Origin of the sequence: Stenotrophomonas maltophilia group sp. Smal12 (assembly GCF_037079935.1) — a bacterium.
Lineage (GTDB): Bacteria > Pseudomonadota > Gammaproteobacteria > Xanthomonadales > Xanthomonadaceae > Stenotrophomonas > Stenotrophomonas sepilia.
In genome coordinates this window covers 1-14,469 of sequence record NZ_JBAWUK010000064.1, presented here as the reverse complement: position 1 = coordinate 14,469, position 14,469 = coordinate 1, and the positions used below count along the sequence as shown (strand labels likewise).

Annotated in this window: 12 protein-coding genes and 1 tRNA gene; 1 reads left to right on the top strand and 12 read right to left on the bottom strand. The window is 68.8% G+C overall.

What is annotated here, in order from left to right; translation table 11 throughout:
- Window positions 1–252 precede the first annotated feature (252 nt).
- The 7 genes from pepQ to rph form a co-directional block, all read right to left on the bottom strand.
- A complete protein-coding gene (gene pepQ, locus WDC87_RS19765; protein WP_088497272.1) occupies window positions 253–1,584 on the bottom strand; it encodes a Xaa-Pro dipeptidase in 1,332 nt (443 codons plus the stop codon).
- A 75-nt stretch (window positions 1,585–1,659) separates the two neighbouring features.
- Window positions 1,660–2,034 carry a PilZ domain-containing protein gene (locus WDC87_RS19760; protein ID WP_005418979.1) on the bottom strand — a complete coding sequence of 125 codons (375 nt, stop codon included), beginning with the start codon at window positions 2,032–2,034 and terminating at the stop codon, window positions 1,660–1,662.
- Complete coding sequence (locus WDC87_RS19755; RefSeq protein ID WP_111008427.1) at window positions 2,031–4,310, bottom strand: DUF1631 family protein; 2,280 nt, start codon at window positions 4,308–4,310, stop codon at window positions 2,031–2,033. The genes WDC87_RS19760 and WDC87_RS19755 overlap by 4 nt, the downstream gene beginning before the upstream one ends.
- Before the next feature lie 202 nt (window positions 4,311–4,512).
- Entirely contained in the window at window positions 4,513–5,739 is a 1,227-nt protein-coding gene (gene hemW, locus WDC87_RS19750) for a radical SAM family heme chaperone HemW (RefSeq protein WP_252745099.1), read from the bottom strand.
- 56 nt (window positions 5,740–5,795) lie between these two features.
- Window positions 5,796–6,392 (bottom strand): RdgB/HAM1 family non-canonical purine NTP pyrophosphatase, encoded by a 597-nt coding sequence (gene rdgB / locus WDC87_RS19745; RefSeq protein WP_005410891.1) that lies wholly within the window; start codon window positions 6,390–6,392, stop codon window positions 5,796–5,798.
- Window positions 6,389–6,778 carry a VOC family protein gene (locus tag WDC87_RS19740; protein WP_061480722.1) on the bottom strand — a complete coding sequence of 130 codons (390 nt, stop codon included), beginning with the start codon at window positions 6,776–6,778 and terminating at the stop codon, window positions 6,389–6,391. The genes rdgB and WDC87_RS19740 overlap by 4 nt, the downstream gene beginning before the upstream one ends.
- On the bottom strand, window positions 6,775–7,500 hold the full coding sequence (gene rph, locus WDC87_RS19735; RefSeq protein ID WP_111008428.1) for a ribonuclease PH: 726 nt from the start codon (window positions 7,498–7,500) through the stop codon (window positions 6,775–6,777). The genes WDC87_RS19740 and rph overlap by 4 nt, the downstream gene beginning before the upstream one ends.
- A 124-nt stretch (window positions 7,501–7,624) precedes the next feature.
- Between rph and WDC87_RS19730 the strand changes: the two genes are divergently transcribed.
- Complete coding sequence (locus WDC87_RS19730) at window positions 7,625–8,485, top strand: YicC/YloC family endoribonuclease (RefSeq protein ID WP_111008429.1); 861 nt, start codon at window positions 7,625–7,627, stop codon at window positions 8,483–8,485.
- A 57-nt stretch (window positions 8,486–8,542) separates the two neighbouring features.
- Here the strand turns inward: WDC87_RS19730 and selD are convergent, their stop codons facing one another.
- From selD to fdhE, 5 genes are all read right to left on the bottom strand, one after another.
- Window positions 8,543–9,622, bottom strand: coding sequence for a selenide, water dikinase SelD (gene selD, locus WDC87_RS19725; protein WP_252745100.1), 1,080 nt, complete (start codon window positions 9,620–9,622; stop codon window positions 8,543–8,545).
- Window positions 9,623–9,648: 26 nt separating this feature from the next.
- Window positions 9,649–9,744: transfer RNA gene (locus WDC87_RS19720), tRNA-Sec, on the bottom strand.
- Window positions 9,745–9,768: 24 nt separating this feature from the next.
- Window positions 9,769–11,700 (bottom strand): selenocysteine-specific translation elongation factor, encoded by a 1,932-nt coding sequence (gene selB, locus WDC87_RS19715; RefSeq protein ID WP_252745101.1) that lies wholly within the window; start codon window positions 11,698–11,700, stop codon window positions 9,769–9,771.
- The gene (selA, locus tag WDC87_RS19710) at window positions 11,697–13,121 is read right to left on the bottom strand and encodes an L-seryl-tRNA(Sec) selenium transferase (protein ID WP_111008431.1); all 1,425 of its coding nucleotides are present in this window, start codon (window positions 13,119–13,121) and stop codon (window positions 11,697–11,699) included. The genes selB and selA overlap by 4 nt, the downstream gene beginning before the upstream one ends.
- A gap of 3 nt (window positions 13,122–13,124) precedes the next feature.
- On the bottom strand, window positions 13,125–14,108 hold the full coding sequence (fdhE, locus tag WDC87_RS19705; RefSeq protein WP_111008432.1) for a formate dehydrogenase accessory protein FdhE: 984 nt from the start codon (window positions 14,106–14,108) through the stop codon (window positions 13,125–13,127).
- Window positions 14,109–14,469 lie beyond the last annotated feature (361 nt).

The window sequence follows — 14,469 nt, the reverse complement described above, 5'->3', positions numbered from 1 at the left end:
GTTAGTTTTTTTGCAGATGTCCGCAAAAACCCCTCCGCCATATGTTGATGATTATTTTTTTTTTTTTTAGTGGTGGAGCGTCACACACAAAAATAGATTGGGGGGGGGGGGGGGGGGGGGGGGGGGGGGGGGGGCCCCGCGCCCGGCCCCCCGCCACCCGGGCTGCGTGGGCCGACCCCGCCCCCCCCCCCCCCCCCCCCCCCCCCCCCCGCCAGGCGCGGCTATTGCTCCAAGCAGCCAACCACGAGGGGCTCAGCCGTTGGCCGCCGCAAACGCCGGCCGCGTCAGGTTGTCCGCTTCGCCGTCGGTGCACAGCACTTCGTCTTCGATGCGGATGCCGCCATACGGACGGAAGAAGTCCACGCGGTCCCAGTTGATCGCATCACCGTGGCCAGCGTCCTTCACTTCATTCAACAGCATGTCGATGAAGTACAGGCCCGGTTCGATGGTCACCACCATGCCCGGCTCCAGCACGCGGGTCAGGCGCAGGTACGGGTGGCCCGCCGGGCGTTCGATGCGGCCGCCTTCGTCGCTGGCCGCGAAACCCGCCACGTCGTGCACCTGCAGGCCGATCAGGTGGCCGATGCCGTGCGGGAAGAATGCGGCGCTGACGCCGGTCTCCAGCGCGGTCTGCGGCGATACCTTGATCACGCCGAAGTCCTTCAGCACGCCCATCAGCGAAAGATGCGCGTCCACGTGCAGCTGCTTGTAGTCGAAGCCCGGGCGCACCGCCGCGCACATCTGCTGCTGGGCCGCGTCGACGGCGGCGATCATCGCAGCAAACTCGTCGTGGCCCTGCGCGGCGTAGGTGCGGGTGATGTCGCTGGCGTAGCCGTAGGCGCTGGCACCGGCATCGATCAGGAAGCTGCGCAGCGGCTGCGGCGCCTTGCGGCCCAGCTCGGTGTAGTGCAGCACCGCAGCGTGCTCGTTCAGGGCCACGATGTTGCCGTACGGCAGCTCGTTGGCGTCCTGGCCGACGGCCTGGCAATAGGCCATGTGGATGCTGAACTCGTCGGCGCCGTTGCGGAACGCGGCTTCGGCGGCACGGTGACCACGCACGCCCAGCACCTGCGCCTGACGCATCAGCGCGATCTCATACGGCGTCTTGCTGCCGCGGTGCCATTCCAGGTAATTCACCACCGGCGCCGGGTTGTTCGGCACGTAGTTGCCCAGCGCGCTCTGCGGTTCGCCGAGGATCGCGCAGCGCGATGGATCGGCCGGCAGCAGCGCCAGCGCGTCTTCCGGCTTGCGGATGATGTGGATGTCGAAGTGCTCCACCCACCAGCCGCTGGGGGCATCCGGCACCACGTGCCAGTAGTCGAAGGGCTGGTGGAAGATCACCGCCGGGCGCTTGCCGGGGGTGAACACGATCCAGCTGTTGGGCACGCGGGTCAGCGGCAGCCAGGCCTTGAACTGCGGATTGACCGCGTACGGGTAGTCGCGATCGTCGAACACCTGGTAGTGCAGGGTGCCGCTGGGCACCACCAGGTGATCGAAGCCGCCGCGGGCCAGCGCCTGTTCGGCACGTCGGCACAGCACGGCCAGGTGGTCGGAATACAGGGCGCCGGGGTCTTGCTGGATCATTGCGGTGGCTCGACACGGAAAACGGCCCTAGATTCTGCCGCATACCGGGAAAAACCGCTGTGCTGGAACCGGCACTCAGGCCGTCGAAACCGGCCCCTCGTCGCTGTCTTCGCCCACCCACTGGCGCAGCAGCTGCCGATGCTCGCGCGACAGGGTGAGGAACCGGAAGCCGGTCCAGCTCTGTCCGGGGGCGTGTGCAGGTTCGCTCCACAGCAGGTGCACGCCCACGTCGATGTCCTGGTGGCGGCCGTCGCCCAGCGGCAAGGGGAAGCGCAACTGGTACAGCGCATCCTCGCGCAACGGTGCGCTGGCCAGCATCAGCATGCCGGTTTCGGAGATATTGCCGAGCCGGCCCACCACGCTTTCGCGCATCTGGTCGGTGACCGGTACCAGGTCCGAGACCTGGCGGCGCGGTGCGCGGCGGGTGTCCTGCGGCGGTTGGGTGATCATGCGGAGGTCTCCTGCGTATGGCCGGCCGCCAGTGCACGCAAGGCGCCAAGGCTGGCCTCCCAGGCACGGTCAACCAGCCGGGCCTTGTCCTCAGTGACCAGCTGCGCCTGGCCGGCGCTGATCTGCCGGGCCAGCGTATCCAGGTCGGTATCGGCGATCTTCTGCCCGCGTGGATTGACCAGCAGGGCGTGGCCGGTCAGCAGGCTGTACCAGGACAGGCGCTGGCGGCGCAGTGTGCCATCGCCAGTGTCGATGTCGAACCAGCTGCCGAAGGGCAGGGAGGACAGCTGCTGGTAAGCGGCTTCCTCGGCACTGCTGCGCGGTGTGGCGGGCGTCGTGCCGGCGGCCGTACCGGCGTGCTCGCCCAGGCGCGCGCGTGCCTTCAGGCGGGCACTGAGTTCGGTACGCGAGGTGCTCTCGTCCTCGCCGCCAGGCGTGGCCAGCCTGCGTGCGACGGCGGCGGCTTCCTCGGCGTGGTAGCCGACCTGCAGCAGGGCGGCCTCGACCTCGGCAGCAAGCGTTGCATCGGTGCCGCCGGGTGCATCAACGGGTTGCGCGGTGATGGCGGCGATGCGTTGGGTCTGCTGCAGGCGTTCCTGCCACTGCGATGAATCGTCGCCGTGGCGCAGGCGGGTCAGGGTGAGGGCATCGGCCCAGGCCTGACGCAGCAGGGTCTGCACGAAGCGGGGCGGCTGCTGCGCGTCGCAGCACTGGTCGATCTGTGCACTGGCCTGTCGCCGCGCGAGTTCCAGCCGCTCCTTGCCGCGTGCAGCTTCGACATGGCGGCGTTCGGCCAACTCGGCGCGATGCGCTGCGGCGCGCTGATGCTGCTGCACGTCCTCGTTCGCGCTGGCGAAGGCCTCCGGCGCCCGCGCATCCTGACCCAGCAGGCCCTGCACGCTCTGTGCCATGCGCTGCAGCAACTGCGGGTCGACATCATCGTCGCCCAGCCAGTTGGCGCCGACTTCGGCAATCTGGTTGAGCAGTTCGCGCGCGGGGTGCTCGTCGCGCACGAAGAAGCCGGGGTCGGCCATTGCCGCACGTGCCAGCGGTACCTGCAGGCGCGCCAGCAGGGCGGCCGGCACCGGGTCCGGACGCTGCTGCTGCTGCACCTGCTGCATCAGCATGCGCAGCAGGTCGAGGCTGTCGCGGTCGTGGCTGCCCAGCTGGGCCTGCATGCCATGCTCGCTGCGCAGTTGCGCCACCACGGCCGCCTGCAGGTCGGCTACGCCGGTGGCGGCGCTGGACTGCGCCTGCAGGCGTGCGAGGACCGCATCCACGGCTGCGCTCGGCACTGCATCGCGATCCGCAGGTGCTGCGCTGGCATGGCGTGCCTGCTGCAGCAGCGCATGCAGCGCGCTGCCCGTAGAGGTGGTCAGGCCCGGCAAGGCCGCGCCGGCCGTGCTGTCATCCTGGAAAGCGTCCTGCACCAGGCTCGACCAGGAGCCGGCCGGTGCCGATCCGTTCCAGCCGGTCAGTGGCGCGGCGGCACGCTTTGCCGGCTGCGTGGTGCGACCACCGCCCACCGACTGGGTGATGATCCGCCGGGTGCTCGATGAACGCGCCAGGTAGGGGGTGTAGACCAGGCCGGGCAGCACGCCGTGCTGGGCCAGCAGGGCATTGGCACGGTCGAGGATGTCGCCCAGGCGCTCCAGCACCTGGCGTTCGAAGCTGCGGTACAGCGCCAGCTGAACGTCGACAGCGAGCGAATCCTGTTCGGCAATCCGGCGCAGCATGGCGCACAGTGCCTGCGGTGCCAGCGGCAGGGTGTCGGCCTCGAAGGCCGGTGCTGCCGCCAGTACGCCCAGGCGTTGGCCCAGCAGGTTCAGCGTGTTGGTCGAACGCAGCGTCTCCCGCCGCACCATCTCGGTCAGCAGCAGGTCGCGGTCCACTTCATGCTCATCGACCAGCGACAGCCCGAGCATGCCGGGCAGCGGCGGCGGCGTGGAACCGGGGCTGAAGTGGGCCGTGGGTTCGCGCAGCCGTATCAGCGCATCGGCCACGGCATCAAGCATGCGGTCAGCGAAATGACCGGAGAAGGCATGCAACTGGCCGCGCTGGGCCATCAGCTCCGCCTGCAGCTGCGGATTGCGCGCGCGATCCGCGTCGTGCAGCAGCGTCTGCTCCAACGCTTCGACGGTCAGGATCAGCGGCGCGGCCAGCGTCTGCCGGCACAGGCCGATCAACGCGCCCAGCAGCTCACGCACCCGCGGTGGCAGGTCGCTGGCGGCCAGGCGGGTTTTGTCGGCAGAGGTAATGGAAAAGACAGCTGACATCGGCGAGCGGTACCCGGATTCCCGCGGATCGATCTTGTGAATCTACCGTGTCGGCCGCAGTCGGCGCTACTTTAGGGTGAACGTGTCTCACGTCCGCTGGGGGGGACGACGGATGAGCGGTGGTGCAGGTCACTGGCCGGCAGCGCTGTCTCCACCGGAGTGCGGGCCAGCGCCCGGCACTACCCGCTAACGGCGGGAAGGTCTATTCCTCCAGGAACAGGCTCACCACATCGTTGGTGAATCGGCGGCCCAGCTCGGTTGGCTGTACGTGGCCATCCGCCACGTCCAGCCAGCCGCGCTGCACGGCCTCGCCCAGGGGCGCGTCCAGCACGCTGCGCGGCAGCCCGGTGCGCGACTCGAAATCGCGCAGGCCGAAACCTTCGTGCAGGCGCAGCAGGTTGAGCATGTACTCAAACGGCAGGCGCTCGGGTGCGACCACATCGTCGCCACCGAACGAGGCCGGGGTGCCTGCGCTGTCCAGGTAGGCCTGCGGGTGCTTCAGTTTCCAGCGGCGCAGCACGTGTTCTTCGGCACCCGAGCTGATCTTGCCGTGCGCGCCAGCACCGATGCCAAGATAGTCACCGAAGCGCCAGTAGTTCAGGTTGTGCGCACTCTGCCGACCGGGGCGTGCGTAGGCGCTGACTTCGTACTGGCTGAAACCAGCCTGCGCCAGTAGCGACTGGCAGTGCTCCTGCATGTCCCAGGCATTGTCTTCATCGGGAATGCCCTGCGGCGGACGCGCGAAGAACACCGTGTTCGGTTCCAGGGTCAGCTGGTAGTGCGAGATATGGGCCGGTTGCAGTGCAAATGCACGTTCCAGATCGGCCTCGGCACCGGCCAGGGTCTGTTCCGGCAGCGCGTACATCAGGTCGATGTTGAAGTTGTCGTAGCCCGCGTCCTGCGCCATCTTCACCGCGCGCTCGGCTTCGCTACTGTCGTGGATGCGGCCCAGGCGCTTGAGCATGGCATCGTCGAAACTCTGGATGCCGAAGCTGAGGCGGTTCACCCCGGCCGCGCGGTAGCGGTCGAAACGGCCATGCTCGGCGGTGCCCGGGTTGGTTTCCAGGGTGATTTCGGCATTGGGCGCGAAGCGCAGGCGTGCGCTGGCCTGCTGCAGGAAACGGTCGATCGCTTCCGGCGGGAACAGGCTGGGCGTACCGCCGCCGAAGAACACGCTGTGCACCACCCGGCCCCAGACCAGCGGCAGGTCCTGGTCGAGATCGCGCAGCAGCGCATCGATGTAGCCATCGAACGGCAGCTCACCCTTGGCCTGGTGCGAGTTGAAATCGCAGTACGGGCACTTGCGCACGCACCACGGCAGGTGCACGTACAGCGACAGCGGTGGCGGCACCAGCCGCGGCGGGCTGTCGTGGGCAGCGGAGCAGGCTTCGCCGGGCAGGTGGTTGCAGTGGTCGTGGGCGTGCGGCATGGGCTTCATCGGTAGTGCCGGCCACTGGCCGGCTTCCCTGGTTCGATCAGGCGGCGTCAGTACAGCGTCGCCAGCTGCTGCTTGAGCTGCTGCAGGGCGATGGCACGGTGGCTGATGGCATTCTTCAGTGCCGGCTCCATTTCCGCGGCGGTCAGGCCGTGGGTGGTGTCCAGGAATACCGGGTTGTAGCCAAAACCATTCGTGCCACGCAGCTCGCGGATGATCTGTCCTTCCCAGCGCCCTTCGCAGATCAACGGCTGCGGGTCGGTGGCGTGGCGCAGCAGCACGATCACCGCATAGAAGCGGGCGCTGCGCTGGCCGTCGGGAATGTCGGCCATCGCGTCCAGCAGCTTGGCGTTGTTGGCCGCCGCGTTGGTCGGGTGGCCGGCATAGCGCGCGCTGTACAGGCCGGGCGCGCCGCCGAGTGCATCGACGATCAGGCCCGAATCATCGGCCAGTGCCGGCAGGCCGGTCGCTTCGCAGGCCGCGCGTGCCTTCAGCAGCGCATTCTCGACGAAGGTCAGGCCGGTCTCTTCCACGTCGCCCAGGCCCAGTTCGGCGGCCGAGGTGATCTGCAGCGGCAGGTCGGCGAGGATCTCCTGCATCTCCACCAGCTTGCCGGCGTTGTGGCTGGCCAGTACCAGTTTCTTCATTGACGGGGCTCCAGCAGGTCCCAGGTGTTGCCATACAGATCGCGGAACACCGCGACCGTTGCATAGGGTTCTTCGCGCGGCGCTTCCAGGAACTCGACGCCCGCGGCAAGCATCGCTGCGTGGTCGCGGTGGAAGTCGTCGGTGTTGAGGAAGAAGGCGACGCGGCCACCGGTCTGGTTGCCGATGCGGCTGCGCTGCGCCTCGTCGCTGGCACGGGCCAGCAACAGAGCGGCGGCGCTGCCGTCGGTCGGGCCGACCACCACCCAGCGCTTGTGGCCCTGGTCGATGTCTTCCAGCAGCGTGAAGCCGAGCTTGCCGGTGTACCAGGCAATGGCTTCGTCATAGTCGGCCACCACCAGGGTGGTCAGGGCAAGGCGCCGGTTCATGCCGACAGCGCCGCCTGCTGCGCGGCCAGCAGCTCGGCCACGCCCTTTTCGGCCAGGCCCAGCAGCGCGTCCAGTTCATCGCGACGGAAGGCGTGGCCTTCGGCGGTGCCCTGCAGTTCGATGAAGCCGCCACCGTCGTTCATCACCACGTTCATGTCGGTGTCGCAGTCGCTGTCTTCGGCGTAGTCCAGGTCCAGCACCGGGGTGCCGCGGTACACGCCCACCGACACCGCCGCCACTGCGCCCAGGATCGGGTTGCGCTTGATGTCGCCACGCTTCATCAGCACGTTCACCGCATCGACCAGGGCCACGTAGGCGCCGGTGATGGCGGCGGTGCGGGTGCCACCGTCGGCCTGCAGCACGTCGCAGTCCAGGGTGATGGTGCGCTCGCCCAGCGCGTTGCGGTCCACGCAGGCACGCAGGCTGCGGCCGATCAGGCGCTGGATCTCCAGCGTGCGACCGCCCTGCTTGCCACGGGCCGCTTCGCGGTCGCTGCGGCTGTGGGTGGCGCGCGGCAGCATGCCGTACTCGGCGGTGACCCAGCCTTCGCCCTTGCCGCGCAGGAAGCCCGGCACGCGGTTCTCGACGCTGGCGGTGCACAGCACACGGGTTTCACCGAAGCACACCAGTACCGACCCTTCGGCGTGGCGGGTGAAGCCGCGTTGGATGACGACCGGGCGGAGCTGGTCGGGCTGGCGGCCGCTGGGGCGGGAATCGGACATGGTGCGGGTTCCGTAATGGCGAGGGAGTACGCCGCCACGCCCGCGGCCTTCACGGGGCGGGCAAGGGGGCTCTGGTGAGGGCGCTAGGGTACCATTCCCCCTTTGCACGCACCGGACACATTCCATGATTCGAAGCATGACCGCCTATGCCGGCGGCGAGCGGGTCACCCCGTGGGGCACGCTGGGCTGCGAGCTGCGCTCGGTCAACCACCGCTTCCTGGAGGTCGGCACCCGCCTGCCCGAGGAACTGCGGGCGCTGGAGCCGCAGCTGCGCGAGCGCATCGCCGCGCGCCTGAGCCGTGGCAAGCTGGATCTGGTGATGCGCCTGCGTGCACCGGAGGCATCGGCCAACCTGCAGGTGGACGAGGCCCTGCTGGGCCAGCTGGGCCGCCTGGCGCACCGGCTGACCTCGGATTTCCCCAATCTGCAGGTCAGCTTCACCGAGCTGCTGCAGCTGCCCGGCGTGACCCGCGGCGAGGCCACCGATGCCGCCGCCCTGCAGGCCGAGGCACTGGCCCTGCTGGACCAGGTGCTGGACGGCTTCGTCGAGGCCCGTGAGCGCGAAGGCGGCAAGTTGTCGGCCGCCATCAGCGAGCGCGTGGACGGCATCGAACGCATCGCGACTGAAGTGCGCACGCTGATTCCGGCCATTCGCGACGGCCAGCGCGCCAAGCTGGCTGCACGCCTGGCCGACCTGCCGCACCCGGTCGATCCCGGCCGCGCCGAGCAGGAACTGGTGCTCTGGCTGCAGAAGCTGGACGTGGATGAGGAGCTGGATCGCCTTGGCAGCCACATTGTCGAGATCCGCCGCGTGCTCAAGCAGCGCGAGCCGGTCGGTCGTCGCCTGGACTTCCTGCTGCAGGAGTTCAACCGCGAAGCCAATACGCTGGGCTCGAAGTCGGTGGACAGCCGTACGTCCAATGCCGCGGTGGAGCTGAAGGTGCTGATCGACCAGATCCGCGAACAGGTGCAGAACATCGAGTGATGTTGCATTCAGCATTACAGCCGGGGCGCCTTCGGGCGCCCGTCTCATTACAGCGTCTCAGCGGACGCTGACACCCGGCAGGCCCGCGCTCAATCGCCCCACGACGGCTGCCTGGCCGAACCCTGCGTCGTGGAAGCAGGCCAGCACCGCGTCCACCGCTTCCGGGGCGCAGGACACCAGCAGCCCACCGCTGGTCTGTGGGTCGGTCAGCAGCGGCTGCCAGTGTGCCGGCAACCCATCGGCGAAGCGCACCTCGGCGCCATACGAGGCCCAGTTGCGATTGGAGGCGCCGGTTACGCAGCCGCGTTGAAGCAGGTCCAGGGCCTGCGGCAGCAGCGGGATCTGCGCGCTGTCCACTTCGGCGGCAACGCCACTGGCCCGGCACACTTCCAGCAGGTGGCCGAGCAGGCCGAAACCGGTGACGTCGGTCATCGCGTGCACACCGTCCAGCGCGGCCAGCGGTACGCCCACGGTATTCAGGCGGGTGGTCGACGCGATCATCTGCTGGTAGCCCTCGGCATCCAGCACTTCTTTCTTCAGCGCCGACGAATACACGCCCACGCCCAACGGCTTGCCCAGCACCAGTACATCGCCGGCGCGGGCATCAGCATTGCGCTTGAGCCGCTGCGGGTCGAGCACGCCGATCGCGGCCAGGCCATAGATGGGTTCCACCGAATCGATGCTGTGGCCTCCAGCGACCACGATGCCGGCATCGGCGCAGGCACGCTCGCCGCCCTGCAGGATGCCGCGGATGGTTTCCTGCGGCAGCGTGTTGATCGGCATGCCGACGATGGCCAGCGCGAACAATGGTCGTGCCCCCATCGCGTACAGGTCCGACAGCGCGTTGGTGGCGGCGATGCGGCCGAAGTCGAACGGGTCGTCGACAATCGGCATGAAGAAATCGGTGGTGGCGACGATTGCCTTGCGGTCATCGAGGCGGTACACCGCGGCGTCGTCGCTGGTCTCGCGGCCGACCAGCAGTTCGGCCGGTGCCGGAAGCGCTGGCACGCCCCGCAGCAGTTCGGACAGCGCGCCCGGCGCGATCTTGCAGCCGCAGCCGCCGCCGTGTGCCAGCGAAGTCAGTCGTTGCGGGGCATCGGCCGTTGAAGGGGCGGGGGACTGCGCGTGCGTGGCCATGCCGACATCTCCTGCGGAAACACCAATGGCGGAAGGCAGCAGGAGTCGAACCTACCAGGGAACGATCGACGCCCCCTACTGGGTTTGAAGCCCAGCCGCATGCCCGGATGCGCATGCCTTCCGAAAGTACGGCGGCACCGGTGGGCTCATTCGCGGGCTGCGTTCCACTGCAGGTCGCCGCGCGGCCGATGCTGGTCACCGACGCGTCGAGTGTAGCCAACGCGGTTGAAGAACTCCAAGATCTGGATGCTGCGCTTGCGGCCCAGGCCGATGGCATCGCGGAAGGTGGCCGCATCCACCGTGCCGGTGGCCTGCGACAGCTGCGCGACGATCGCGGCCAGCTCGGCAATGCGGGCCGGTGCATAGAACAGGTCCGGCACTACCTGGAACAGTTCGCCACGCGCGGTGGCGCGGCGCAGGACGGCGCGGACCTCGTCTTCGGCCAGACCGGCGTCGGTGGCCAGCGTGCGCACCCACGGTGGATCGAAGCGACCGGCGTGCAGTTGCGGCAGCACGCGTTCGAGCAGAAGTCGTTCGCGTTCCGGTGGCGCATGGTCATGGCCGGGCAGGCGCCACCAGGCGCCCACGCGCTGCACGCTGCCGTCGTCCAGCAGGCCCTGCAGCAGGGCATTCCACAGGCTCGCTGCAAGCGCGGGCAGCGTACTGCGCTGCAGGCGCCTGCTATCAACACCGGGCTCGTCCGGACGTAGCTCGTGCCAGCTGCGCAGCGACGTGATCACCTGTTCGCGAAGCGCCTGCCAGTGCGAAGCAAGGATGACCACCGTGTCTTCGCGGGTGACGATGCGCCGCGTGCCCGCAGGAAGATCGATCCGGTCGGCCGCGCGCCGGCAGTAGCGTTGCAGGGCGGCCATGGCTATGCCGAAGGAAGCCTGCTGCAACAGTGGGCCGATTCCCGCACCTGTGGCCAGCTGCTCCAGTGCGCCCAGCCAGGCGAGCCGTGCCGGGCTGCGCCGGCGCCGCTGTGGTGGGTCCGGATCGAGCACGATGCCACCACCCAGCGTGCGGATGGCCGCTGAATCACGGGCGATGAATCGATCACCGCACATCGCGCAGACCGGTGCATCGAACACCAGTTGCACCAACTGTCCGTCGCCATGATCGACATCCTCCAGCAGCACCACATGGGCCTGCCGGTGCATCGTGCCCCAGTGGATGTGCAGCGGCGCCCAGTCGTGCAACGGTGTGGCCAGTGCGGAAAGCCGCAGGCGCACGTCGACGCGACGGGTCGCCAGCAGGGCGCGCGGGTCGGCGATCCAGTCGCCACGGTGGATGTCGTCGCGGGCGATGGCAGCCAGGTTCAACGCGCAGCGCTGCCCGGCCATGGCGTGTTCGCTGGCCTGGTTCTGCGCGTGGATGCTGCGTACGCGCACGTCCGTGGCGGCCGGCATCAGCTGCAGATGCTCACCCACGGCAGCGATGCCGCCGTGCACTGCGCCGGTCACCAGCGTGCCGTGGCCGGCCAGCGAGAACACGCGGTCCACCGGCATGCGGAACAGCTCGCCGCGCAGTTCGGCCTGGCGCGTGTTGGCGTCGTCCGACGCCCACGCGTGCAGCTGGGTACGCAGCGCGTTGATGCCAGCATCGTCGGGTACGGTGCTGTTGCAGGCGAATACGGGGGAATCCTGCAGCGGCGTTCCGGCCAGCAGCGCGGCGATCTCGATCTCGACCCGGGCGATGCGCGCGGCGTCCACGCGGTCGATCTTGGTCAGGGCGACTGCACCGCGATCCACGCCCAGCAACTGCAGGATCGCCAGGTGCTCGCGGGTCTGCGGCATTACACCGTCGTCGGCGGCGATCACCAGCAGGGCGACATCGATGCCGGTGGCGCCGGCCACCATCGTATGCACGAAGCGCTCGTGGCCCGGCACATCGACGAAGCCCAGCGTCGCCTCGGCATTGCCGCCGCCTGTGTTCTCCACCGGGACATAGGCATAGCCCAGCTCGATGGAGATGCCGCGCGTGCGTTCTTCCTGCAGGCGATCGGTTTCGATGCCAGTCAGCGCGCGCACCAGGCTGGTCTTGCCATGGTCGATATGCCCGGCGGTGCCGACGATCATGCCTGCAGCGTGCTCCATTGCGCGAGGAAGGTGGCTTCGTCGGTGGGTTCCAGGCAGCGCAGGTCCAGCCAAAGCGCGTCATCGGCAATGCGGCCCAGCACCGGCCGCGGCAGCTGGCGCAAGCGCTTGGCCAAGCGATCCAGCCCGCCGCGGCGCGCGCTGGTAACGCGCAGTCCGGCGCTGGCCAGCTGCGCCTGTGGCTGCGCGCCGCTGCCGATCTGGCTGTACATCGAAGCCCGTTCAAGCGCATAGTCGGCGGCCAGCGACGCGCGCATCGGCTGCAGCAGGCGGTGTGCCTGCTCGTCGATGGCATCCCGCAGGCGCGAAAGGCTGCGCAGGGTCGGCAGCCGCAGTGCCAGCAGTTCCGGTTCGCGGTACAGGGCCAGCACGGCTTCCAGTGCGGCCAGGCCCATCTTGTCCATGCGCAGCGCCCGCTTGAGCGGATTGCGGTTGATCCGCGCGATCAGGTCGGCGCGGCCGGCGATGATCCCGGCCTGGGGGCCGCCCAGCAGTTTGTCGCCACTGAACGAAACCAGATCGGCGCCGGCCGCCAGTGCTTCCTGCACGGTGGGCTCGTGGGGCAGGCCGAAGGCCGCCAGGTCGCACAGGCTGCCACTGCCCAGGTCCACCACCAGCGGCAGGCCGTGCTCGTGCGCGATCGCAGCCATTGCCGCAGTGTCGACCTTGGCGGTGAAACCGGTGATCGCGTAGTTGCTGGCATGCACTTCCATCAGCAACGCGGTACGGGCGCCGATGGCATGGGCGAAGTCGGCCGGGTGGGTACGGTTGGTGGTGCCCACTTCCAGCAGTCGCGCGCCGGCGCTGCGCATCACATCGGGAATGCGGAAGGCGCCGCCGATCTCCACCAGTTCGCCGCGCGAGACGACCACCTCGCGGCGGTTGGCCAGGCTGTTGAGCAGCAGCAGGACCGCCGCCGCATTGTTGTTGACCACGGTGGCGGCTTCGGCGCCCGTCAGTTCGCAGACCAGCGCCTGCACCCGTGCATCGCGGTCGCCGCGGCGGCCGCGGGTGATGTCGAATTCCAGATCGACCGGCGCTGTCATTGCGCGGGTGACCGCCTGCACGGCGGCATCGGGCAACAGCGCGCGGCCCAGGTTGGTGTGCAGCACGGTGCCGGTCAGGTTGAAGATCGGCTGCAGGTCCAGCCGTGCATCGGCCGCCAGTGCGGCGTCGAGCGCCGCGACCAGCGACGGGCCGTTGATGGCCTGTTCGAGGCGTTCGGCCGAGAGCTGCGCGGCGCTGATACGGTCGCGTAGTTCCTGCAGGTGTGCGCGCAGCAGTTGGGTGATGCGGCTGCGGCCGTGGCGTTCGATCATGGCCGACAACGCAGGCAGGCGCAGCAGCCGGTCCAGCGAAGGCAGGGCGGCGGCCGATGCCGGTGTGGCGTGCGCGCGTGGCATAGGTCAGTCGCCGTCGGATTGCCACAGCAGCGGGTTCTGGCTGGCGCGCGCATAGCCTTCCTCGGCCAGCAGCAGGTCCAGCGCCAGCGTGCCGAGGTCATCGGCCACCGGCTCCAGTGACGGATCTTTCTCCAGGTACAGGATCTTGCGATAGCTGTGGCAGTGGTCGCAGGTCTCGGCGCGCACCGCACTCTCGCGCACCGCCTCGCCGCGGTCACCGTCCACATCGGCCAGGGCGCGATAGGCAATGTCCTTGCCTGCGGCGCCGCACTGGCTGCACTGCACGCGCACGTAATGCCACTGGCAGGCACACAGCGAGCACGACAGGTAGCGATAGGCGGCGTAGGGCGGGCGCGCCTGCACCACGCTGGCCACCGGCAGCGTGCCACAGAGCGGGCACAGCCCTGGTGCATCGGCCAGCGGCTTCAGGTCGGTCGGATGGAAGCTGGCGGCGAGCACCGCCCAGTACACCTGCAGCGCGTTCATCACCAGCAGCGCAGCGACGGCGTCGACCGAGGGCGCGTCATCGCGTTCCAGCACCGCATGCGCCTGTGCATCCAGCCACGCATCATCAGCAGCCGCGACGCGTTGCAGCTCCCGCCGGGTTTCCAGCGGTAGGCCCGTTTCGTCGGCACAGTGCTGGCACAGCGTGCGCAGCCAGTCGCGCCAGCGCCCATCCAGTTGCAGCGAGTTGGCCGGCCGCAATGGCATGCCGGCGCCGGCCGCCGCGCTCGGCTGCTGTGCACGCGCCTGTGCCTGCAGGTCCTCGCGTTGCTGCGGTGTCAGATCCTCCAGCAGCGCCTGCTGTGCATCGGCCAGCGCCGCCAGCAGCTGCAGGTAGCCGCCGATGGCACTGTGCGCGGCGAGGCTGCGCAGGCGTGCCGCGCGCGTAGCAAACAGTGACTCGGTATCAGGCAGGATGATGCGCGGCACATCGCGCGAGGCGAGCGTCTCGATCTCACCGGGTTCAAGGATGCGTTGCGCCATGCAGGGCCAGCCAGAAGAACCAGGCTCCATCCTCGCTGTTGTCGGCGCTGGCGTCCAGCGTGTTGCCGGCCATCTGAAATGGTTGGGGTCAGATCCGTTTTCCAAAGAAAAACGGATCTGACCCCATCGGTTGTTGAAAGTGGATCCCGAGCGTTGGTCGGGATTCGATCAGTGCCGACCAACGGTCGGCACCCACCGACAGATCGCGGCCAACTGTCGAAGGCGGGGTGGGGTCGGTTGCGGGGGCGTGAGCCGCATGCGGCGACCGAGCTTACATGGGTGAGGGCGCTTTGCTTGCGAAGCACTGCTTCGCAAGCGCCCGAACGCACAGCCGCCAGCGGCTGGGCCGGGCCCCGGAGGG